The following is a 20,475-nucleotide window of genomic DNA, read 5'->3' on the forward strand; positions in this document are numbered from 1 at the left end:
CGGTTACCGGGAAACCGCGTCCCGCAGCCGTACCAGCGCGTCCGGATCGTTCAACGCGGATCCGACCGCGACCCCCCGGCACCCGGCGGCGAGGAAGTCGGCCGCGTTGTGGGCGTTGATCCCGCCGGTCGCGACGAAACGGACGGCGGGGAACGGCGCGAGCTGCGCGGTGATCCAGCCGGGGCCGAGCTGTTCGGCGGGAAACGCCTTGAGCCAGGTGAAGCCCTGCGCCAGAGCCGTCGCGATCTCCGTGGAGGTGGCCACGCCGGGCAGGTGGGGGAGTCCGAGCCGCCGCGACTCGGCGACGACCTCGGGGTGCAGGCCGGGCGCGACCGTGAACGCCGCGCCCAGACGGCTGACCTCCGCGAGCTGTTCGGCGGTGGTCACGGTCCCCGCGCCGATGCTCCTGCCGTGCCCCCGCGCCGCGTCGAGCGCCGCGCGCAGGGACGGCAGGGCGTCGGGCGTCTGTACGGGCACCTCGATCAGCTCGACGCCGAACGCCCAGGCGCGCTCGCACATCTCCACGGTCGCCTCGGGATCGAGGTTGCGGAAGATGCCGAGAATCGGGTTACGGTCGAGGTGCCGGCCGAAGAACTCAGCGGCGTCCATATGCGTCTCCTCCCCAGCCCAGGTTCTTCGAGATCTGGTGGGCCGCTTCGCGGAAATCGTCGATGTGTACGCGCAGCTCCGCCAGTGGCGCGACCGCTCGCAGAGCGGTGACGGAGATGGCGTGGGTGACCTGGCCGCGGGCGTCGAACACCGGCAGCGCCAGGCAGTTGATGTAGTCCTCGTGCTCGCCGTCGTCCTCGGCCCATCCTCGTTCCCGGGTGAGCGCGAGGTCCGCTTCGAGCGCGTCGGCGTCGGTGATGGTCGTGGGCGTGAAGCGGGTGAAGGAGGCGTGTTCCAGGATCCGCGCCCGGGTCTTCTCGTCCTGGTAGGCGAAGATGACCTTCGCGACGGCCGCGGTGTGCGTCTGGGCGGGCAGCCCGATACGGGAGCCCATGGCCACGGTGCCCCGGCCGTCGATCTTGTCGACGTAGACGACCTGGTCTCCGGCCAGCTCGCCGAGGTGGACCGTGTGGCCGTACTTCTCGCCCAGCTCGTGCAGGATCGGGTGCGCGAGTGAACGGGCCTCGACCTGGTCGAGAGCCAGCTGGCCGAGCGCGATGAGCTGGAAGCCCATGCCGTACGCGCCGCCGGGCACCCGCCGGACGAACCCGCCCTCCTCCAGGGTCTGCAGCAGCCTCAGCGCGGTCGACTTGTGCACGCCCAGGTGCTCGGCGATCTGACCGAGCGTGCGGTGTCGTACGGAGACGAAACCGATGATGTCAATGGCCCGGGCGACGGTCTGCGACATAGGCGTGCGCTCCTTCGGTGAGCAGCGTGACGATCTCGTCAGCGGGAGGAAGATCGGCCAGGTCGGCCGGAGTCATCAGGACACGGGAAGCCGCGTAGTGCCCCAGCCGCAGCCGGGTCGCCTCGTCGCGGCCGTCCAGGAACCCGCTCAGCCAGCCGGCGGCGAAGGCGTCGCCCGCGCCGACCGCGTCCAGGACCTCGACCGGCATCGACGGCTCGCGGTGCACGCCCGTGGGGGTGAAGCTGACCGCCTCGATCGCGGCGTCCTTCACGATCAGGTACGGCGGGCCGTCGAGCAGCTCGCGCACGCTCTCCGCGTCCGACGTCCCCCACAGTGCCGCCGCCTCGTCCCGCCCGACGAAGACCACGTCGGCGCGGCGCGCGAGCTCCAGGAGCACGTCGGGCCCGTCGCCCGACCACAGGCCGGGACGGTGGTTGACGTCGAAGCTGACCACGGACGGCCGCAACGGGCGGTCGAACACGATGTGCCGGGTCAGGTCCAGGCAGGGCTCGGAGAGCGCCGCGGTGATGCCGGAGATGTGCGTCACCCGGGGCGGCGCCGCCGCCCAGCCGGCGACCTCGGCGGCGCTCATCGCCGAGGCCGCCGAACCCCGCCGGTAGTAGTAGACCGAGGTGCCCGACGAGGTCGGGTCCTTGAAGTACACGGCTGTGGGCCGCTCGGCGTCACGGCGTACGAGCTCGACGTTCACCCCGTGCGCGCGCAGTGAGTCGACGATGACGTCACCCAGCGGATCGCGGCCGACCGCGCTCGCCCACGCCGTGCTGTGGCCGAGCTGGGCGAGCAGTGCCGCCACGTTCGACTCCGCGCCGCCCGGCCGCAGGATGTACGTGCTGTCGGCGTCGAGCCGCCCGTCGACCGGGGTGACCATCACCATGGTCTCCCCGATCGCGAGCACGTCTGCTGGTCTCATCGGCCGCCTTTCGTTGCACATGTTGCAATAGCTATGCTGCATTTGCAACATATCAAATGAGTGGACTGGTTGCTAAATGGGGAGTTCCCCACTTAGTCTGTCCCGCATGACACTGGGCGCCGACGATCGCGCGGCCATCACAGAGCTGATCTCCCTGCACGGGCACCTGTTCGACGACGGCGAGCTGGACCGGCTGGACGAGCTGTTCACCGCCGACGTCGTTTACGACGCCTCGGACTTCGGCGCCGGATCACTGGAAGGGGTGGCGGCGATCAGGGCGGCCGCGCTCACGCTGGGTGCGGCGAACCCCGTCGGCCATCACGTCACGAACGTCGTGCTCACCGAGATCGCCGACGGTCAGGTCCGCGCCCGATCCAAGGGGATCAGCATCATGGCGGGCGGCACCTGCGGAAGCGTGACCTACGACGACGTCATCTCGTACGGCGACCAGGGGTGGCGGCTGAGCTACCGCAAGATCATCGCGCGCCGGGAACCCCTCGGCGGGCGTCATGCGAGCAGCCAACCGGACGAATCTGGGCATACCGGGTAGCAGAGCCGAACCAGGGCTCTATAGGATCCGCGAAAGCGCTTTCCCACCCGTCGGCACCACGCCCGAGCCTGTGACGGTCACCGGTGACGGGGAGGCCAAGGTGGGGGTGCTCATCGCCGCGCCCTCGCCGGAGGGCTCCGTCCACCGGGTCACCGCCGTCGCGGAAGGCGCGGGCGAACGCCGTACTCTCGACGGGAGCGTCGAGGCGGCGGCCACCGGCTGGACGATGTGGATGGTCTCGCACTTCCGCTACGACTTCATCCGGATCATGCTCCCGCTGTCCCGGCCGATCATCATGACCCTCGCCATCATGTCGTTCCAGTGGCGTCGGTCCTGTCCATGATCGCCCTTGTCGCGATCTACCTGATCTTCCAGAAGTACGTGATGAACGCCGACCTCGGCGCGGGCCTGAAGGACTAGGGCGCGTCCCGTCACCGGCCCTGCAGCCGGAGCAGCGCCCGATACATCGCGGTAGGCGTCGGCGGGTCGGGGAGCGGCTCCGCCCCCGGCCCGGCGAAGGCCTGGAGCAGGTACGCCAGCAGGCGCCGGTAGGTGCCGGGCGCCGCGTCGGCCGTTGCGGTGATGACGCCCGCGCAGGCCATCAGCAACATCACGAGATCCTCGGGCACGAAGTCGGCGCGTAGCCGTCCGGTCGCCTTGGCCCGGTCGATCAGCTCGACGAAGCCGTGATAGGCGCGGGCGCGTTCGGCCTCGAACTCCTTGGCCGTCGGCAGGCTCAACGTCAGCAGGTCGGCGAAGCCGCGATCGGTGGCCTGCATGGCGCACACCGTTTCCAGATAGCCGCAGAAGCCGTGCCAGGCGTCCGGGTCGGCCAGGGCGACGCTGACCGCGTCGGCGTAGGCGGCCATCTTGTTGTCGAACGCGGCCGCGATCAGCTCGTCCCGGGTGGGGAAGCGCCGGTAGAGGGTGGCGATGCCGACCCCGGCCTGGCGGGCGACCTCCTCGATGGGCGCGTCCAGCCCCTGCTCGGCGAAGACGCGGCGGGCGGCGGCGATGATGCGCTCACGGTTGCGGGCCGCGTCCGCGCGCAGCGATGGCGGGGTAGTCACCTCTCCAGCATACAAGTGGAGTAAGACCTCCAGTTATGCTGTTACGCTGACTCACAAATGGAGGGAACCCTTCATTTACCTCTAGGAAGGACCGCCATGCGCGCTCTGGTCGTTACCGCCGTTCCCGGCAGCCCCGCGCTGACCGAGGTGCCCGCCCCGGCCCCCGAGGCCGGTGAGCTGCTGGTACGCGTCGCCGCCACCTCCGTCAACGGCTTCGACGCGGCCACCGCCGCCGGAATGCTGCAGGGGATGATGGAGCACCGCTTCCCGCTGGTGCTCGGCAAGGACTTCGCCGGCACCGTCGAGGCCGTCGGCTCGGACGTGACCGGTTTCACGGCCGGTGACGTGGTGTTCGGGGTGGTGATGAAGCCGTTCCTGGGCACCGGCTCGCTCGGCGAGTACGTCACCGTCACGGCCGGCTACGGTGTCACGCGCGTTCCCGGCAAGCTCGGCGTCGCCGAGGCGGGCGCGCTGGGCCTGGCCGGCACGGCGGCGCTGACCGCCGTCGAGGCCCTCGACCTCCGGGAGGGGGAGAGCGTGCTGATCGTGGGTGCGACCGGTGGGGTCGGCGCGCTCGCGCTCCAGTACGCCCGGGCCCGCGGCGCCCAGGTGATCGCCACCGCGCGACCGGGCGCCGAGACCGACTTCGTCCGCGACCTGGCCGGGGACGGCATCGACGTGGTGGACCACAGCGGCGACCTGGCGGCCCAGGTCCGCGCCCTCGCGCCCGGAGGGGTGAGCGCGGGCCTGCACCTCGCCGGTGACGGCGCCCTGGTGGCCGACCTGGTGACCGACGGCGGGCGGTTCGCCTCCACCCTGGGCTTCGCGCCCGAAGGCGACCGGCTCGCCGCGACCGCGGTCATGGCCGACCCCACGGCCGCCGTCCTGGACCGGCTGGCCGCCGATGCCGCGGGCGGCGCCATCCGGGTGCCCGTCACCCGCTCCTATCCGCTGGCGGAGGCGGCCCAGGCGTTCGACGACTTCGGCGCTGGCGCCATCGGCAAGCTCGCCATCACCGTGGGCTGAGACCGTCCGCACGAGCCCATGTGCGAAGAGTCCATCTCCGATGACGTTGGGTGACGGTAGATTTCCCGTGTGGCGAACGGAGCGGATTTTCGCGAGGCCGGGATCGGAGCCGAGCGGCGGCGGCGTTTCGCCGATCCCGCCGCCGGCTGCCCCTATCCGGGGCTGATGTCCTTCCGCACGGAGGACGCGCGCTGGTTCTTCGGCCGCGACCGGGCCGTGGCCGACCTGGTGGACCTGCTGGCCGATCCCGATACGGCAGGCCATCCGGCGATCGTGATCGGCCCCTCGGGAGTGGGCAAGTCCTCGCTGCTGCGAGCCGGTCTGGCCCCGGCCGTGCTGCGAGGGGCGCTTCCCGGCCGCCGGCCCGGGCAGCCGAGTGTGGCGTACCTGACGCCTACGGCCCGGCCGATGCGCGAGCTGGGCGGCGTCGACTCCCGCACGCTGGTGATCGTCGACCAGTTCGAGGAGCTGTTCACGCTCTGCGAGGACGAGGCCGCCCGGCAGGCGTTCATCGCCGAGTTGTGCCACCGGTCGGCGGCCGGGCTCGCGGTGGTCCTGGGCGTGCGCGCCGACTTCTACGGCCACTGCCTGGCCCACCCGCCGCTGCTGGCGGCGCTGCGGGCGCGCTGCCTGCCGCTCGGCCCGATGGCGGCCGGGCAGCTCCGGCAGGCGATCAGCGAACCCGCCGCGGTGGCACGGCTGGCTCTCGAACCCGGCCTGGTCGAGCTGCTGCTACGCGACGTCGGCGCCAGGACCAGCGGCGCCTGCGAGGCCGGGGCGCTGCCGCTGCTGTCCCACGCCCTGCGCGCCACCTGGCAGCAGCGGACCGGCGCCCTGCTCACGGTCGCCGGCTACGAACGCACCGGCGGCATCCGGGCCGCCATCGAGATCACCGCCGAGCAGGCGTACGAGCAGCTCGACGCGGCGCGGCAGCAGGTGGCCAGGAACACCCTGCTGCGCCTGGTCCAGATCGGCGACGGGGTGGCCGACAGCCGCCGCCGGCTCGCCCGCCACACGCTGACCGGGGACGAGGCCGCGCAGGCCGTCGTCGAGACGTTTATCCGGGACCGCCTGCTGACAGCCGACGCCGAGTGGATCGAGATCAGCCACGAAGTGCTGCTCGACGCCTGGCCCCGGCTGAAAGGCTGGATCGACACCGACCGGGCGGGGCTCCGGATCAGGCAGCGGCTCACCGACGCCGCCGAGGCGTGGGAGCACGCGGAACGTGACGACTACCTCCTGCTGCGCGGCCCCCACCTGACCACGCTGCGCGAATGGGCCGACATAGCGCCCGCCGGCGCCCTCACCCCGGTCGAGCGCGCCTTCCTGACCGCCAGCTGGCAGGGGCAGGAGTCCGAGCGGCTGGAGACGCTGAGGCGTAACCGCAGGCTGCGCCGCCTGGTCGGCTGCCTGGCGGTCACGCTGGCGCTGACCGTGGCCGCCGCGGTCGTGGTGGTCGAGCAGACGGGACAGGCACAACGGAGTTCCCTGGCCGGGCGGTTGTCCGTCGAGGCGGCCAGGCTGGCCGCATCCCGGCCGGAGGTGTCGGCGCTGCTCGCCGCGGCGGCCGTCGAGCAGGACCGCACACCGCAGTCGCTCGGCGCACTCATGAGCACCCAGGCAGGAGGGTTCGTGGCGCGCCTGGCCGGACACAAGGCTCCCCTTTGGGGAGCGTCCTTCAGCGCTGACGGCTCGACCCTGGCCACCGTCGACCACGGCGGCCGCGCCCTGCTGTGGGATGCCCGCCGGCGGACCGTGATCCATACGCTGGAAGACCTCTCCGCACGCCTCACCGCCATCGCCATCAGCCCGGACGGCCGTCTGGTCGCCGGGGCGGGAGACGACAGACGGCTGCGGATGTGGGACGCCGGGACGGGCCGGGTGCTGGCGACCCGCCCGCTGCCGGGCGGTGCGGCGATGGGCGGGCTGTCGTTCGATCAGAAGGGCGCGATCCTGGCCGTGGCCGGGACCGGAGTGGCGTTGTGGCGGGCCGGCGACCTGCGGGCGCTGCCGCCTCCGCCGTGGGGGGCCGACCCCATCGAAGGGACCGCGTTCAGCCCAGACGGCGCCCTGCTGGCCGCCGCGGGCCGCGACGGGCGGCTGCGGCTCTGGCGCACCGACGGCAAGGGCGGACCACCGGTGACCCTCAAAGCGGGCGCGCACGCGGTGCGCGACGTCGCCTTCAGCCCGGACGGCACCCGGCTGGCCGCCGCGGGTGACGACGGCGCCGTACGACTCTGGCGCACGTCCGACTGGCACCCGTCGGGCGTACTGACCGGGCACCGCGGCACCGTGTGGGACCTCGACTTCCGCGGCGACGGCCGGCTGCTCGCCACAGCGGGGGAGGATCAGCGGATCCTGCTGTGGGACGTGGCGGCGGGCCGCCGGCTCGCCGAGCTGACCGGCCACAGCGCCCCCGTGCACGCGGTCGCCTTCCCGCGCCGGGGCACGCTGCTGGTCAGCGCCGCCGCCGACACGACCGGGGCCATCTGGGACAGCGCGGGCTGGGAGGTCCGCGGCTGCCCCGAGCCGGAATCGGTCGCGGCGGCATGGGGACCCTGGGGGCTGGTGACCGGCGCCGTCGACGGCGTCGTCCGCTATGGCGGACCGGCCGCCGCCACAGGACCGTGCGGACAGTTGCCTGTGCCCTACCCACCGATCAGCGGCCTGGCCAGGGGCGGGAAGGACGGCGACCTGCTGGCGGTCGGCGCGGACACAGGACGGATCCGCCTCTGGGATCTCCGGCACCGCACCGAGCTCTACCGGCTCGACCACCCCGACCCTGGAGCCGCGGACCGGAGCCGGGTCGCCATCAACCCCGCCGGCGACCTCGTGGCGGGCGGCTATGGCGACGGGATCCTGGTGTGGCGCATCGCCACAGGTCAAGCCATCAGGACGGACACCTGGACGGCGTCCGGGACCGTGGGCGCGCTCGCGTTCGACCCCGGGGTCCGGACGCTGACGACCGGCGAGGACCGGGCCGTCTACCTGCGGCGGCTCGGCGATCCCGCGTCGCGGCAGCTCCTCACGGCCGGCACCTCACCGATCACGGCGCTCGCCTACAACGCGGACGGCACCGTGCTGGCGATCGGCTCCGACGACGGCACGGTACGGCTCTGGCAGGTCCAGGGGCGGCGCGAGCTGTTCGCGCTGTCCACCCGCCAGGGCTCCGTCCGGGCGCTGGGTTTCGCCTCCGGTCGCCTGGCCGTCATCGGAGCGCACGGCACGCTGCGCTGGTGGGACCTGGACGAAGGCGCGTCGCTACGCCGTGCCTGCGACATCGCCTCCGTGCCCGAGCCGCAGGAGTGGGCGCGGCTCGTACCCAACATGAAGAGCCTGTCACCGTGTGATCCCGCCTAGTCGAGCCTTGATCACGCTTCAGCAGCCGAGCTTGTCGGCGAGCTCGTCGAAGCTGGTGGCGGCGAGGTCGCTGGTGGTGTTGGCGGCGCGGTCGGCGGGGCGGTCAGGTCCTTTCTCCAGGGGCCGTTCCAGGAACGCGGTGCGCAGCCCGGCCTGGCGGGCTCCGTCGAGGTCCCAGGTGTGGGCGGCGACCATGAGGATCCGGTCCTGCTCGATGTCGAGCAGGTCGGCGGCGGTCATGTAGGGGGCCGGAGCGGGCTTGTACATGCGGGCGAGTTCGGCCGACAGGACGCAGTCGAAGGGCAGGTGCGTACTGTTGATGAGGTTGGTCAGCAGCGCGAAACCGCCGTTCGACAGTGCCGCCACGACGTAACGTCCGCGCAGCCGTGCCAGCCCGGAAGCCGCGTCGGGCCACGCGGGCAGCCGGTGCCACGCGCGGACCATGCGCCGGCGGGCGGCCTCGTCGAACGCGCCGGCCATGCCGCGGTTCTCCAGCAGGTCGTCCAAGGATTCGCGGTGCAGTGTGTCGAGGTGGGCCCAGTCGCGTTCGCCGCGATTGACGCATTGGATGGACGGGAGGTATCGGTCTCGCCAGGCGTCGGCGAACTCACCGCCGTCGATCGCTACGTCCTGCTCGGCGGCGACCTGGGATACCTGATCGGCGACGCCGGTACGCCAGTCGAAGGTGGTGCCGAAGATGTCGCAGGCGATCACGCGGATGTCGGCGGGGTTGAACTCGGTCATGGACGAACTATCCTTTGCGGTGCGTCTCGTGGGTGTCAGCGGTTTGCTCCCGGGGGAGCCGACCTCAGCAGTAGATGGACTTGAGCTGCTGGTAGGCGGCCAGCCCCTCGGGGCCGAGTTCGCGGCCGATGCCGCTGGCCTTGACGCCGCCGAAGGGCGCCGCCGGGTCGGGGAGATAGCGGTTGACACCGATCGTCCCTGTCTCGATCCTTCGGGCCAGTCTCAGCGCGCGCTCCGGGTCAGCGGACCAGACCGTGCCGCCCAAGCCGAAATCCGAGTCGTTGGCGATGCGGACGGCCTCCTCCTCGTCGCGGTAGGGGATCACGGCGAGCACCGGGCCGAAGATCTCCTCCTGGCAGATGGTGGCATCGTTGTCCACGTCGGCGAACACGGTGGGCTCGACGAACCAGCCCTGGTCGCGGCCCGCCGGCCGGCCTCCGCCTGTGGTGACGCGGCCGCCTTCCGCGCGCCCCTTGGCGATGTAGCCCTCCACGCGCTCGCGGTGCCGGGCGCTGACCATTGGCCCGATCTGGGCGCCGGGGTCGAGCGAGTCGGCGACGTTCAGCGAGGCGGCGAACTCGGTGAGAGTGTCGACGACCTCCGTGTACCGAGCACGCGGGGCGAGCACCCGGGTGCCGAGGTAGCAGGTCTGCCCGTTGTTGGCCAATGTCGCCAGGAACAGATCCTGTCCGATCGCGCCGAGGTCCAGGTCGGCGTCGTCGAGGACGATCGCGGCCGACTTGCCGCCGAGTTCGAGGGTGACCGGGCGCAGCAGCCGCCCGCACCTTTCGGCGATCTCCCGCCCGGCCGCGGTCGAACCGGTGAACCCCACCTTGTCGATGCCCGGATGGGTCACGAGGTAGGCGCCCAGGTCCCGTCCACCGGGCACGATGTTGAGCACACCGGCGGGTAGTTCCGCGTCGATCGCGGCCTGGGCCAGCAGGAAGCTGTCCAGCACGGTCTCGGGCGATGGCTTGACCACCACCGTGCACCCGGCGGCCAGCGCGGGCGCGATCTTCATGAAGCCCAGGGTCTGCGGGAAGTTCCACGGCACGATCGCCGCGACGACACCGAGCGGCTCCCTGCGGACCCGGACGGTTCCCCCGAGCAGTCCAGGTCTGGCCTCTTCCTGATCGTCCGCGATCAGATCGGCGTAGTAGCGCAGCAATGTGGCCGGGAAGTTGGCCTCCAGTTGGGACGCGAACGCTATCGGCATCCCGTTCTGGGCCGAGACGAGGTGGGCGAAGCCGTCCTTGCGGGCTTCGATCGCATCGGCGAAGCGACGCAGCGCGGCGGCGCGGTCGCGGTCACGCCAACCGGGGAACGCGCGTCTCGCGGCCGTGACGGCGGCGTCGGCATCCGCGTGCACCGCCTCGGGAACCTCGCCGATCGTCTCTCCGGTATTGGGAGATACGACGGCGATTCTCGCGTCGGATGCGGGGGCGCCCCAATCGCCGCCGAGGTACAGCGAGTCGTGACGTGTGAACACGGTTCCTCTTTTCCTGCCGACGCTGATTTCAGCGAGCGCCGGCCATCATTTTCTTGGTCCAGGGAATGGTCAGCGCGAACAGTGCGCCGACCGCGATCGAGGCGATACCGGAGATCGAGAAGTATCCGGTCTCACTGGCGGGGGAATAGAGCGCGGCGAGGGCTCCGGCCGCGGCCGAGCCCGCCGCGGTGGACAAGAACCACAGGGCCACCATCTGGGTGCGGAACGCCTGAGGCGCGAGCTTGGTGGACAGTGACAGCTGTACGGGCGACACGAAGAGCTCGGCCAGGGTGAAGACCAGCAGAATCCCGGCGAGTGCGAGCGGCGGGTTGACCGCACCGTGGCTCGCGGCCATCGGCGTGAAAAGCAGGAACGAGACGCCGATGCAGAGGATGCCGACCAGGAATTTCACCGGGGTCGACGGTTCGCGCGGGCCGAGTCTGGCCCACAGTGACACCAGCAGCGGCGTACAGAGAATGACGTAGACCGGCACCGCGGAGTTGAAGAATTCCGGAGGCATGGGGAAGCCGAAGACCCGAAGATCGACGCGGGTCGCGGCGTAGATTTGCAGGACGGTGAACTGCTGCTGGTAAAGCGTCCAGAACACGCAGTTGACCAGGAACATCGGGATGAGCGCGTAGACCCGCCGCCGCTCCTCGCCGGTGACCTTGCCGCTGCGCAGCATGGTCACGAAGTAGCCCCCGATGAGGCCCAGCAGCACGACGGTGACGACGCTCGCCAGGTGGCGCGCCGACAGCACGCCGGTCACCGCACCCGCCGCGACCAGGACCACGATCAGCGCGCCGACGCCCAAAGCCCGCATCGCGCCGGCACGCGACAGCGGATCGGGCACGACGCGCCCGCGGGCGTGCAGGTTCTTTCGCCCGGTCGCGTAGATGATCAGGCCGATGGCCATTCCGATCGCGGCAAGCCCGAACCCGTAGTGGAAGCCCAGCCGCGTCCGGGCCAGCCCGGTGAGGATCGGCCCGGCCAGGGCGCCGGCGTTGAGCCCCATGTAAAAGAGCATGAAACCACGGTCACGGCGCCGGTCCTGAGCGTCGTAGAGCGACCCCACCAACGAGGTCACGTTGCCCACCTGGCCGCCGCTGCCCAGGACCAGCAGGCACAGCCCGATCCAGACCCCTGCAAGTCCGGGGACGACGGCGAGACACACGTGCCCGAACAGGATCAGCACCGCGCTGCAGAGCAGCGTCCGCTCGGAGCCCAGCAGCCGGTCGGCGACCCAGCCGCCGAAGACCGTCGACAGGTACACCAGGCCGCCGTAGGCGCCGACGACGGAGGTGGCCGCCGCCATCGACAGGCCGAGCCCTCCCTCGGACACCGAGAAGTACAGGTAGTACAGCAGGACGACCTGCATGCCGTAGAAGGAGAACCGCTCCCACATCCCGACGCCGGTCAGCGTCGCCAGCCCGCGGGGTTGGCCGAGAAACGTCTTCGGCGCGTCTTGTTCGACAGTGGTTGCCGTCATTGGTGATGCACTTCCTTCGAGGAGGGCCGGAGCTAGACGCCCGCGAGGAGTTCCGCCCGGGACAGCAGGGAGTCGATGTCGGTGAGTTCCGTGTCGTACGAACAGACGAACCGGACGAGATCGGCCTGCTCGTCCCAGACGTGGAACCGGAACTCATCGGCCAACGGCGCGCGCATCGCCGGCGGCATCGTGGCGAACACGGCGTTGGCCTGCACCGGATAAGCGATGCGCACGCCCGGGACCTGGGCGATCCGCTCGGCGAGATACGCCGCCGCCACGTTGGCCGCCGCCGCGTTACGGCGCCAGAGATCGCCGGTGAGCAGCGCTACGAACTGTGCGCCGAGGAACCGCATCTTGGACGCGAGCTGCGTCGACTGCTTGCGTACGTGTCGGTAGTCGCGGGCCGCGGCGACTCCCGCCGGGGTCGCGCCGAACACCACGGCGTCTCCGAAGAGCATCCCGTTCTTGGTGCCTCCGAAGGAGACCACGTCGACGCCGGCTCCAGTGCTCACCTCCGCCAGTGAGCAGTTCAGCGAAGCCGCCGCGTTCGCCAGCCGGGCACCGTCCATGTGCACCACCCACCCGCGCGCGTGCGCCCATTCCGCCAGCGCGGCGACCTGGTCAGGAAGGTAAACCGTGCCGAGCTCGGAGGCATTGGTGAGCGACAGTACGGCGGGCACGACCTGGTGCTCGCCACGGCCACCCGGCCCGATCACGGCCTCGACGGCCTCAGGTGTCAGCAGACCGCGCTCCGCCGGAACCGGAAGCACGGTGCTGCCGGTGAAGCGGACCGGCGCCCCGCACTCATCGGTGTGGAGATGCGCGTCGGACGAGCACACCACCGCCTGATGCGGCCGCAGGATCGAGGCGAGCGCGGAGACGTTGGCGCCGGTGCCGTTGAACACCAGGAATGCCTGGCTGCCCCGGCCGAAGTTCTCGGCGAGCATGGCCTGCGCCCGCACGGTCCACGCGTCGCCCCCGTACGCGGCTGCGTGCCCCCTGTTGGCCTCGGCGATCGCGGCCAGCACCAGGGGATGCGCGCCGGCGGCGTTGTCGCTGCTGAACCCTCGCCCGGTCATGACGTGCCACCCAGCCATTGCAGGGCCGCCGCCACCAGCGCGGTGACCCCGGTACCGAGGGTGGGCTGGATGACGGGCGCGAACAGCGGCGAGTGGTTGGAGGGGATCTCTTCCTCCAGCACGCCCGCCGCCTGCGCCGCCGCGTACGCTTGCGGGTCGGCGCCGCCCAGGGCCCAGAACACATAGGGCGCGCCGGTGGCCGCACCGAACTCGCCGAAGTCCTCGCTGCCCATGATCGGCGCGATCTCTCGTACGGCGTCCGCGCCCAGCCGCGCGCGCAGGCCGCGCACCACCCGCTCGGTCGCGGCCTCGTCGTTCACGGTCGGGGTGAAGCCGAACAGCTCGGCGAACTCCGGCGGCTTGGGGGAGCCGGAAGCGACGCACTCGGCCTCGATGACGCGCCGGACCGAGGACAGCACCCGCGCGCTCACCTCCCCGTCGAAGGTGCGGACACTGAGCTTGAGGTCGGCGTGGTCGCTGATGATGTTCGCCTCGGTGCCGGCATTGATCGCGCCGACGGTCAGCACCGCTTGCTGGTCCGCGGCCACCTCGCGGGAGACGATGGTCTGGAGCCGCATCACCACCGAGGCCGCGAGCACCACCGGGTCGACCCCGGTCTCCGGCCGCGAGCCGTGTGCCCCCCGGCCGAACAGCCGGACCTCGTAACCGTCGGAGGCGGCCAGGATCGGGCCGGCGCGGTAACCGATCGTGCCCGCCAGGTACGGGAACACATGCTGGCCCAGGACCACGTCCGGCTTCCCCGTGAACTCGAAGAGCCGGTCGGCGATCATCCGCTTCGCTCCGCCCCGGCCCTCCTCCGCGGGCTGGAACAGGGCCACCAGCGTGCCGGACCAGTGCTCCTGCGACGAGGCCATGAGATGTGCCGCGCCGAGCAGGCAGGTCACGTGCATGTCGTGGCCGCAGGCGTGCATGAGCGGAACGGTCTCGCCCGTCTCATTGGTCGTGGTCGCCGTGCTCGCGTAGTCGAGGCCGGTCTTCTCCTCAACCGGCAGGGCGTCCATGTCCGCGCGCAGCATCACGGTGGCGCCGTCGCCGTTGCGCAGCACGCCCACCACGCCGGTGACGCCGACGTGCTCGGTGACCGTGAAGCCGCATTCGCGCAGACGCGCCGCGACGATCGCGGCCGTGCGGTGCTCGGTGTAGGCCAGCTCCGGGTGCGCGTGCAGGTCCCGGTAGAGGTCCTCCAGCCCCGGCACGATCTCGGGCAGCGATGTCAGGACGTCTTCTTCTCGGGGCATCTCGCTCCCTCCGGCAGCGGGTACTGCCGTAAAAATGTTCGATTGTCGCACGAATGTGCGGTGATGGAGAGAGCGTAAGTCCAGGATGTCTGGATCGCAATGGGCAGTTGAACATCACACTCCGTCATTCGCACCCGTCAAACAGGCCGTTGCGCATGGGGCGCGTCCCGTCGTACGGTGGCGTGACCAAAGAAACGAACTTTGGTTCGTTAATCGAACACAGCGCAGGAGGGGTCGTGGACAGGACGGGTTGGGATGTGATCGTGGTGGGCGCAGGGTCTTCGGGGGCAGCGCTCGCGGCACGCTTGGCCGCCCAGGACAAACGGGTGCTGCTCCTCGAAGCCGGCCCGGATTACCGTTCGCGGGAAATGCCCGAGGTCTGGCGTTCGCCGAATCCGATGCGCGCGCTTATGGACCCGGCGGCGACGGAACGCCTCGTCTGGCAGGGGTTGCAGGCGACGCGCACCGACAGGCAGGCGCCGGCGCCGTTCTGGCGAGGCCGCGGAGTCGGTGGCAGCTCGGCGGTCAACGGTCAGATCGCCATCCGGCCCCCTATGGCGGATTTCGAGGACTGGGCGCGCATGGGCTGCTCGGGCTGGTCCCCGCGGGACGTACTGCCGTACTTCGCGCGGCTTGAGGACGACGAGGAGTTCGGCGAGGAGTCCTACCACGGGCGTGGCGGCCCGATCCCGATCTACCGGACGCCGCAGGCGGCCTGGGGCGCGGTGGACCACGCCCTGCACGAGGCGGCGCTCGCGGCCGGGTACGGCTGGGCGCCCGACGTGAACGCCCCAGGTGCCACCGGGGTTTCGCCCTATCCCATCAACTCGCGCTTCGGCCGCCGGGTGACGACCAACGACGCCTACCTGGAACCGGCACGGAATCTCGGCACGCTCACTGTCCGAGGTGACGCGCTCGTCGACAAGGTCATCATCTCCGGCGGCCGGGCGGTCGGCGTGCGGGTCCGCGCGGACGGCAAACTGACCAGCGAGTACGCGGACGTCGTCGTGCTGAGCGCCGGCACGGTCCACTCGCCGGCGATCCTGATGCGCTCGGGCGTCGGCCCGGCGGACCAGTTGCGGTCGCTGGGCGTCGACGTGGTCGCCGATCTGCCTGTCGGGCTGGGGCTGCAGGACCATCCCGTAGTCTTCATCGGCATCCCGCTCGACGAGGCCTCAGCGGTCAAGAGCCCCGATGCCCGGCACACCAACGTGTGCATCCGCTACACCAGCGACGATCCGGCCGGGCAGGAGAACGACATCCTCGTCATGGCGGGGAACCAGAACGTCCTGGCCATGGAGATCGCCGATCTGCACTTCGGCGCCGGCGCCTTCGGACTGTGGGTCAACCAGGTCTACTCCCGCGGCTCCGTAAGCCTGGTCTCGGCCGATCCCACGGTCCAGCCAGAGGTCCACGAGCGGATGCTCTCCGATGAGCGTGACCTTGGTCGGATGCGTACCGCGACGAGGCAGCTCATGGACCTGGTGCGCAGCAAGGAAGTCGAATCGATCACGGCGTTCTCGCCCGACCGTCTCAACACGGCGCTGCTCGCTGTCCTCGACGACGACGCCAAGCTGGACGACTACCTGCTCGCCACCGCGTTCGACGCCCAGCACGCGACGAGCACCTGCCGCATGGGCGACCCGGACGAGGACTCCACGGTGGTCGACCCCGCCTGCCGCGTGCTCGGCGTGGACGGGCTTCGCGTCGTGGACGCCTCGATCTTCCCAACGGTTCCCCGTGCGAACACCAACCTCGCGGCGATCATGGCCGGCGAGCTGATCGCCGACCTTCTGGACTGAACAGTGACTGGACAATGAGGAGAACGAGCGTGACACCGCTGCGCAACTTCATCGGCGGTACGTGGACCGAGTCCGCCGACCCCGTCAGGCTGGACGTGGTGAATCCGGCGACGGAGGAGGTCGTCGCCCGGATTCCCGCCGGATCGCCGCTGGACGTGAACAAGGCCGTCACCGCGGCCACGGTGGCACAACCGGAATGGCACGCGTATCCGGTCGCGGAACGCGTACATCTGGTGGACGCATGGGCGGACGGCATCGCCGAGCACGCCGCCGAGCTGGCCGAGCTCGAATGCCAGGAGATGGGCAAGCCGGCCGCGGCCGGCCGCTTCTTCGTGGCGGGTGGCGTCGCCGCGCTCAAGGCGAGCCTGGCCGACGCCGCCACCTACTCCTTCGAGACGTCCACCATGCACGATGGCGGCGGAACCACACGGATCATCCGCAATCCCCTTGGGGTCGCGGCCGTCATCACGCCATGGAACTTCCCGGTCGCCGCGGTGCTCTCAGCCGTCGGCGCGCTGCTGGTCGCAGGGAACACCATTGTCGTCAAACCGTCGGAGAAATCACCCCTGTCGACGGCTCGCTTGTTCGAGCTGCTGACGCTGCCGCCCGGAGTCGCGAACCTCGTCCTCGGCGACGGGCGGGCCGGGGAACCCCTGACCGAGCATCCCGGCGTCGGACTGATCCACTTCACCGGCTCAGTCCCGGTCGGCCGCGCGATCGGCGCGAAGGCCGGCCACGGGCTGCGCCGGGCGCTTCTGGAGCTCGGCGGTAAAGACCCGGTCATTGTCGACACCGGCGTCGACCCCGTCGTCACCGCCCAAGCCGTGGCCCACGGAACGTTCGTCAACACGGGGCAGATCTGCACCTCGATGGAACGGATCTACGTCCACCGCGACATCGCCACCCCGTTCATCGACGCGCTGGTCACGGCAGCGGAGACCTACACACTCGGCGACGGTGACGACGAGGCGAAGATGCTGGGCCCGCTGGTCGACGCACGCCGGCGCGACGTCGTGCACGCCCATGTCACCGACGCCGTGGCACGCGGGGCCAAGGTGCACACCGGAGGCGTGCTTCCGGGCGGCAAGGGCTTCTACTACCCGCCCACGGTCCTGACCGATGTGGACGACACGATGCTCGTCATGACCGAGGAGACCTTCGGCCCGGTCGCGCCGGTGCGGATCGTCGACTCGTTCGAGGACGGGCTGCGGCTCGCCGGCCGGTCGCGGTTCGGGCTGGCCGCGACGATCTACACGGACAACCCCGCGCACGCGAAAGCAGCCGAAACCCTCCCCGCCGGGATCATCTGGATCAACCAATGGCAGGGCGGCGGCCCGGACCGCGTCTTCGAGCCCGCCGGTGACAGCGGAGTCGGCGCCGTCGGCGGTCACGCCGCCTACGACGCCGCCACCCGCCCCTCGGCGATCCACCGGGAGCCAGGCCTTGTCACATGAGCTGGTGGTGAAGCTCCTCGGCGGCTTCCCTCAAGACCTTGAGGACGTCGCCGTGCATGACCTCCGGAGAGATCTGCTCGATCCGGCATCCGACGTGGAGTGCGGCGATCGTACGGTCGTCCCAGCGGCGCAGCGGCACGGCGATCGAGTGGGCGCCGCGTTCCACGTCGTCGGCCACGTAGCTGTAGCCGTCGCGCAGGACGCGGTCGAGAACCTCACCGGAGGGAGCGTCGGGGACCTCCGCCAGCTTGGCCGCGCGTTCTTCCGGCGGCAGGTGCGCGAGAAGCACCTTGCCCAGCGAGGAGATCGCGGCCGGGGTGCGGTAGCCGATCCCGCTGCCGATCTGGAGCAACCGGTTCGGCACGGAACGGGCGATCATCACGGCGTCCGGGCCGTCGAGCACCGCGACGGAACACGCCTCGCCCAACTCCCCGCAGATCCGGTCGCACACCGGCTGCATGATCACGCCTGCCACATTCGATGTGAGATAGCCGCTGGCCAGACGGAGAACTCGCGGTGTGAGCTCGTACGCGCGGCCGTCCATCACGAGAAAGCCGAGATGCTCCAGCGTCAGAACCGCCCGCCGCACCGTCGCCCGCGACAGGTCCAGCTCGCGCGCGAGGTCGGCCTGTGTGAGACGCCGCCGGTCGGGCCCGAACGCCGACAGCACCGCCAGACCCCGGGCCAGCGCCTCGGAGAAGTCCGCCGCGTTCGGCGCGTTCGCGAGCTGACGTTCCTGCCGCTCCGCGCGGTCCTTGTCCGCCAGACGTCCCATGCCGCTATCCCTCCCGATCACCACAGCTCCGCCTCACAGTATCCGTTGAACCTCTGTGCGGCAATCGAACGAAAGGAGTTTCCATGACCTCCCCGCAAGACCTGATCGAGCGCAGCATCCCGTTCCTCGACGAGATCAAGAACCGCACCGCCGGCGAGGACCTCGAGATCTGGCTCAACGAGACCTACGGCCCGGGCACGCCGTTGTACGACGACCTCGCTCGCATGATCATCGACGGCGTCCGTGACGGATGGGCGGCCAACATCGAAGTCGACGGCCCCAAGTACCGGCGCAGCCGGATCGCCGAACCGAGCGAGGAACTGAACTACTTCAGCATCACGGCCGTGTACATGGACAGCCAGGAGCCCTACCGCGGGCAGTACCATCAGCATCCCTACGGCGAGCTCAACGTCGTCGTCCCGCTCGACCCCGGCGCCCGGCTCATCGGCCCGCGAGGATGGACGGGCGCGGGCTGGACCGCGCCCGGGCCCAGCAGCCACCACTACCCCGAGGTCAAAGGGGGCGCGCTGATCGCCCTGTTCTACCTGCCCGCCGGGCGCATCTCGTACGACATCACCCCGCCCGCCGCCTGACATGCGACCCGTGGACGAACTGACGATGTCCGCGGCGACAGTCGAGGAGGCGCTGCTCGGCCGTCGTAGCGTGCGTGCCTTCCTGCCGAAGGCCGTTCCGCGGGCCGAGATCGACCGGCTGCTGGCCCTGGCCGCTCGTTCGGCCAGCAACGCCAACACCCAACCCTGGCACGTGCACGTCATCACCGGTGCGGCCAAGCGTCGCCTCAGCGCCGCGGTCCTCCGCGCGCACGACGACGGCGAGCGGGTGCCGGAGACCGAATACCCGTACCAGCCCCGGCCCGACGAGTGGGCGGAGCCGTACCGGTCACGACGACGCCGTTTCGGGGAGGGGCTGTACCGCGACACGCTCGGGTTCAGCCCGGAGGACACGGCGGGCAGGCTCAGCCATCACCGGCGCAACTACGAATTCTTCGGCGCACCGGTCGGGATCATCCTCACCGTCAGCCGGCACCCCCTCTTGGGGGCACTCGTGGACGCCGGCCTGTTCCTGCAGGCGCTCATGCTCGCGGCGCGGGAGGCAGGTCTGGACACCTGCTCGCAGGCGTCGTTCATCGACTTCTATCCGGTGCTGCGCGAACACCTGCGCATACCCGAGGACCACCTCATCGTCTGCGGGCTCGCACTGGGGCATGCCGACCCCGACCACCACCTCAATCGGCACCGCACCCCGCGAGAACCGGTCAGTTCCTTCAGCACCTTCTATAGTGATGAACTCGCATAGTTCCTAACCAACTGAATATCGCGCCGTTTCCACCGGAGCGGGAGAGCCCTCGCCTGCCTGTCGCGGCGAGGCGCCGAAGGAGCAACTCTCCCCAGAAACTCTCAGGCCCCATGACCGCTCCGGCGAGGCGAACTCTGAAAAGCCAGGACCCCGGTCCTGCACCCATGGTGCAAACCGTTCACGCGGTGAAACTCTCAGGTACCGATGACAGAGCGGGGAGGTCACCCAGCCGTGGCGCCGCGACCGAGCGGCGCCTGACCGAGGGAGGAGCCTCCACCATGTCGAGTGCCCACAACCAGTCCCTGGCCGAGCTCGACCCGGAGATCTACCGGGCCGTCGCCGCACCCTCGATGGCGCTCGCGTCCTCGTCGAACGGCTGCTCGCCGACGACGTCCGCGCGGCCGGCATCTCCGTACTGACCGGCGGTACCCAGGTTCACCTCCTCGTTGTCGACCTGCGCCACTCCGACCTCGACGGACGCCAGGCCGAGGACCGGCTGCACGCTGCGGGCATCACCGTCAACCGCAACGCCGTCCCGTTCGACCCGCGGCCTCCGATGATCTCCTCCGGTCTGCGCATCGGCACGCCGGCGCTCGCCACACGCGGATTCGGCCCCGCGGAGTTCGCCGAGGTCGCCGACATCATCGCGACCACCCTGGTCACCCCGCCCACCGGCCGGCTACTGGCCGACCTGCGCTCCCGGATCGCCATCCTGACGGCGAAATTCCCGCTCTACCCGAACTTGTGAAGCGACCGCTCCGAGCACTCTGCTG

Annotated in this window: 18 protein-coding genes, 1 pseudogene and 1 riboswitch; of the genes and pseudogenes, 9 read left to right on the forward strand and 10 right to left on the reverse strand. The window is 70.6% G+C overall.

Annotated features, from left to right (window positions below; genetic code table 11):
* Window positions 1-3: 3 nt before the first annotated feature.
* Genes ACGFNP_RS00565 through ACGFNP_RS00575 form a run of 3 tightly spaced genes read right to left on the reverse strand, consistent with a single transcriptional unit; the run spans window position 4 to window position 2,288 of the window.
* Window positions 4-609 (reverse strand): bifunctional 4-hydroxy-2-oxoglutarate aldolase/2-dehydro-3-deoxy-phosphogluconate aldolase, encoded by a 606-nt coding sequence (locus ACGFNP_RS00565; protein WP_358333306.1) that lies wholly within the window; start codon window positions 607-609, stop codon window positions 4-6.
* On the reverse strand, window positions 596-1,357 hold the full coding sequence (locus tag ACGFNP_RS00570) for an IclR family transcriptional regulator (protein ID WP_358333303.1): 762 nt from the start codon (window positions 1,355-1,357) through the stop codon (window positions 596-598). The genes ACGFNP_RS00565 and ACGFNP_RS00570 overlap by 14 nt, the downstream gene beginning before the upstream one ends.
* Window positions 1,329-2,288: a sugar kinase gene (locus ACGFNP_RS00575; protein WP_393313173.1), complete on the reverse strand. Its 960-nt coding sequence runs from the start codon at window positions 2,286-2,288 to the stop codon at window positions 1,329-1,331. The genes ACGFNP_RS00570 and ACGFNP_RS00575 overlap by 29 nt, the downstream gene beginning before the upstream one ends.
* Before the next feature lie 106 nt (window positions 2,289-2,394).
* Here ACGFNP_RS00575 and ACGFNP_RS00580 point away from each other — a divergent pair, with 106 nt between their 5' ends.
* Complete coding sequence (locus ACGFNP_RS00580; protein ID WP_358333297.1) at window positions 2,395-2,838, forward strand: nuclear transport factor 2 family protein; 444 nt, start codon at window positions 2,395-2,397, stop codon at window positions 2,836-2,838.
* 70 nt (window positions 2,839-2,908) lie between these two features.
* Window positions 2,909-3,181 carry a hypothetical protein gene (locus ACGFNP_RS00585; protein ID WP_393313177.1) on the forward strand — a complete coding sequence of 91 codons (273 nt, stop codon included), beginning with the start codon at window positions 2,909-2,911 and terminating at the stop codon, window positions 3,179-3,181.
* A gap of 88 nt (window positions 3,182-3,269) precedes the next feature.
* Here the strand turns inward: ACGFNP_RS00585 and ACGFNP_RS00590 are convergent, their stop codons facing one another.
* Window positions 3,270-3,908, reverse strand: a complete 639-nt coding sequence (locus tag ACGFNP_RS00590; protein WP_358333291.1) for a helix-turn-helix domain-containing protein — start codon at window positions 3,906-3,908, stop codon at window positions 3,270-3,272.
* Window positions 3,909-4,004: 96 nt separating this feature from the next.
* Here ACGFNP_RS00590 and ACGFNP_RS00595 point away from each other — a divergent pair, with 96 nt between their 5' ends.
* Entirely contained in the window at window positions 4,005-4,934 is a 930-nt protein-coding gene (locus ACGFNP_RS00595; RefSeq protein ID WP_393313180.1) for an NADP-dependent oxidoreductase, read from the forward strand.
* A 69-nt stretch (window positions 4,935-5,003) separates the two neighbouring features.
* Window positions 5,004-8,294 carry a hypothetical protein gene (locus ACGFNP_RS00600; RefSeq protein ID WP_393313183.1) on the forward strand — a complete coding sequence of 1,097 codons (3,291 nt, stop codon included), beginning with the start codon at window positions 5,004-5,006 and terminating at the stop codon, window positions 8,292-8,294.
* Window positions 8,295-8,312: 18 nt separating this feature from the next.
* On the opposite strand, the gene ACGFNP_RS00605 is transcribed toward ACGFNP_RS00600, so the two are convergent.
* The 5 genes from ACGFNP_RS00605 to ACGFNP_RS00625 all read right to left on the reverse strand — a co-directional run bounded on the left by ACGFNP_RS00605 (window position 8,313) and on the right by ACGFNP_RS00625 (window position 14,354).
* A complete protein-coding gene (locus ACGFNP_RS00605; protein WP_393313186.1) occupies window positions 8,313-9,038 on the reverse strand; it encodes a haloacid dehalogenase type II in 726 nt (241 codons plus the stop codon).
* Window positions 9,039-9,102: 64 nt separating this feature from the next.
* Complete coding sequence (locus ACGFNP_RS00610; protein ID WP_358333263.1) at window positions 9,103-10,527, reverse strand: aldehyde dehydrogenase; 1,425 nt, start codon at window positions 10,525-10,527, stop codon at window positions 9,103-9,105.
* A 28-nt stretch (window positions 10,528-10,555) separates the two neighbouring features.
* Window positions 10,556-12,016: a peptide MFS transporter gene (locus ACGFNP_RS00615; RefSeq protein ID WP_393313189.1), complete on the reverse strand. Its 1,461-nt coding sequence runs from the start codon at window positions 12,014-12,016 to the stop codon at window positions 10,556-10,558.
* 32 nt (window positions 12,017-12,048) lie between these two features.
* The gene (locus tag ACGFNP_RS00620) at window positions 12,049-13,095 is read right to left on the reverse strand and encodes a threonine aldolase family protein (protein ID WP_393313192.1); all 1,047 of its coding nucleotides are present in this window, start codon (window positions 13,093-13,095) and stop codon (window positions 12,049-12,051) included.
* Window positions 13,092-14,354, reverse strand: a complete 1,263-nt coding sequence (locus ACGFNP_RS00625; protein WP_393313195.1) for an amidohydrolase — start codon at window positions 14,352-14,354, stop codon at window positions 13,092-13,094. The genes ACGFNP_RS00620 and ACGFNP_RS00625 overlap by 4 nt, the downstream gene beginning before the upstream one ends.
* A gap of 236 nt (window positions 14,355-14,590) precedes the next feature.
* Here ACGFNP_RS00625 and ACGFNP_RS00630 point away from each other — a divergent pair, with 236 nt between their 5' ends.
* Together ACGFNP_RS00630 and ACGFNP_RS00635 are read left to right on the forward strand one after the other, a co-directional pair.
* Window positions 14,591-16,156, forward strand: a complete 1,566-nt coding sequence (locus ACGFNP_RS00630; protein ID WP_393313198.1) for a GMC family oxidoreductase — start codon at window positions 14,591-14,593, stop codon at window positions 16,154-16,156.
* A gap of 29 nt (window positions 16,157-16,185) precedes the next feature.
* Window positions 16,186-17,610 (forward strand): aldehyde dehydrogenase family protein, encoded by a 1,425-nt coding sequence (locus ACGFNP_RS00635; RefSeq protein ID WP_393313201.1) that lies wholly within the window; start codon window positions 16,186-16,188, stop codon window positions 17,608-17,610.
* Here the strand turns inward: ACGFNP_RS00635 and ACGFNP_RS00640 are convergent.
* Complete coding sequence (locus ACGFNP_RS00640) at window positions 17,603-18,385, reverse strand: IclR family transcriptional regulator C-terminal domain-containing protein (RefSeq protein WP_358333247.1); 783 nt, start codon at window positions 18,383-18,385, stop codon at window positions 17,603-17,605. The two genes, ACGFNP_RS00635 and ACGFNP_RS00640, sit on opposite strands and share 8 nt — an antisense overlap.
* An 83-nt stretch (window positions 18,386-18,468) precedes the next feature.
* Between ACGFNP_RS00640 and ACGFNP_RS00645 the strand changes: the two genes are divergently transcribed.
* The 3 genes and pseudogenes from ACGFNP_RS00645 to ACGFNP_RS00655 form a co-directional block, all read left to right on the forward strand.
* Window positions 18,469-18,978 carry a DUF4863 family protein gene (locus ACGFNP_RS00645; protein ID WP_393313205.1) on the forward strand — a complete coding sequence of 170 codons (510 nt, stop codon included), beginning with the start codon at window positions 18,469-18,471 and terminating at the stop codon, window positions 18,976-18,978.
* Window positions 18,979-18,988: 10 nt separating this feature from the next.
* Window positions 18,989-19,702, forward strand: a complete 714-nt coding sequence (locus ACGFNP_RS00650) for a nitroreductase (RefSeq protein ID WP_358333241.1) — start codon at window positions 18,989-18,991, stop codon at window positions 19,700-19,702.
* A gap of 28 nt (window positions 19,703-19,730) precedes the next feature.
* A riboswitch (glycine riboswitch) is annotated at window positions 19,731-19,829 on the forward strand.
* Window positions 19,830-20,036: 207 nt separating this feature from the next.
* Window positions 20,037-20,450: pseudogene (locus ACGFNP_RS00655) on the forward strand (serine hydroxymethyltransferase); the annotation flags it as partial.
* Window positions 20,451-20,475 lie beyond the last annotated feature (25 nt).

The sequence above is a fragment of the Nonomuraea sp. NPDC049269 genome, from assembly GCF_043197155.1.
Classification (GTDB): Bacteria; Actinomycetota; Actinomycetes; order Streptosporangiales; family Streptosporangiaceae; genus Nonomuraea.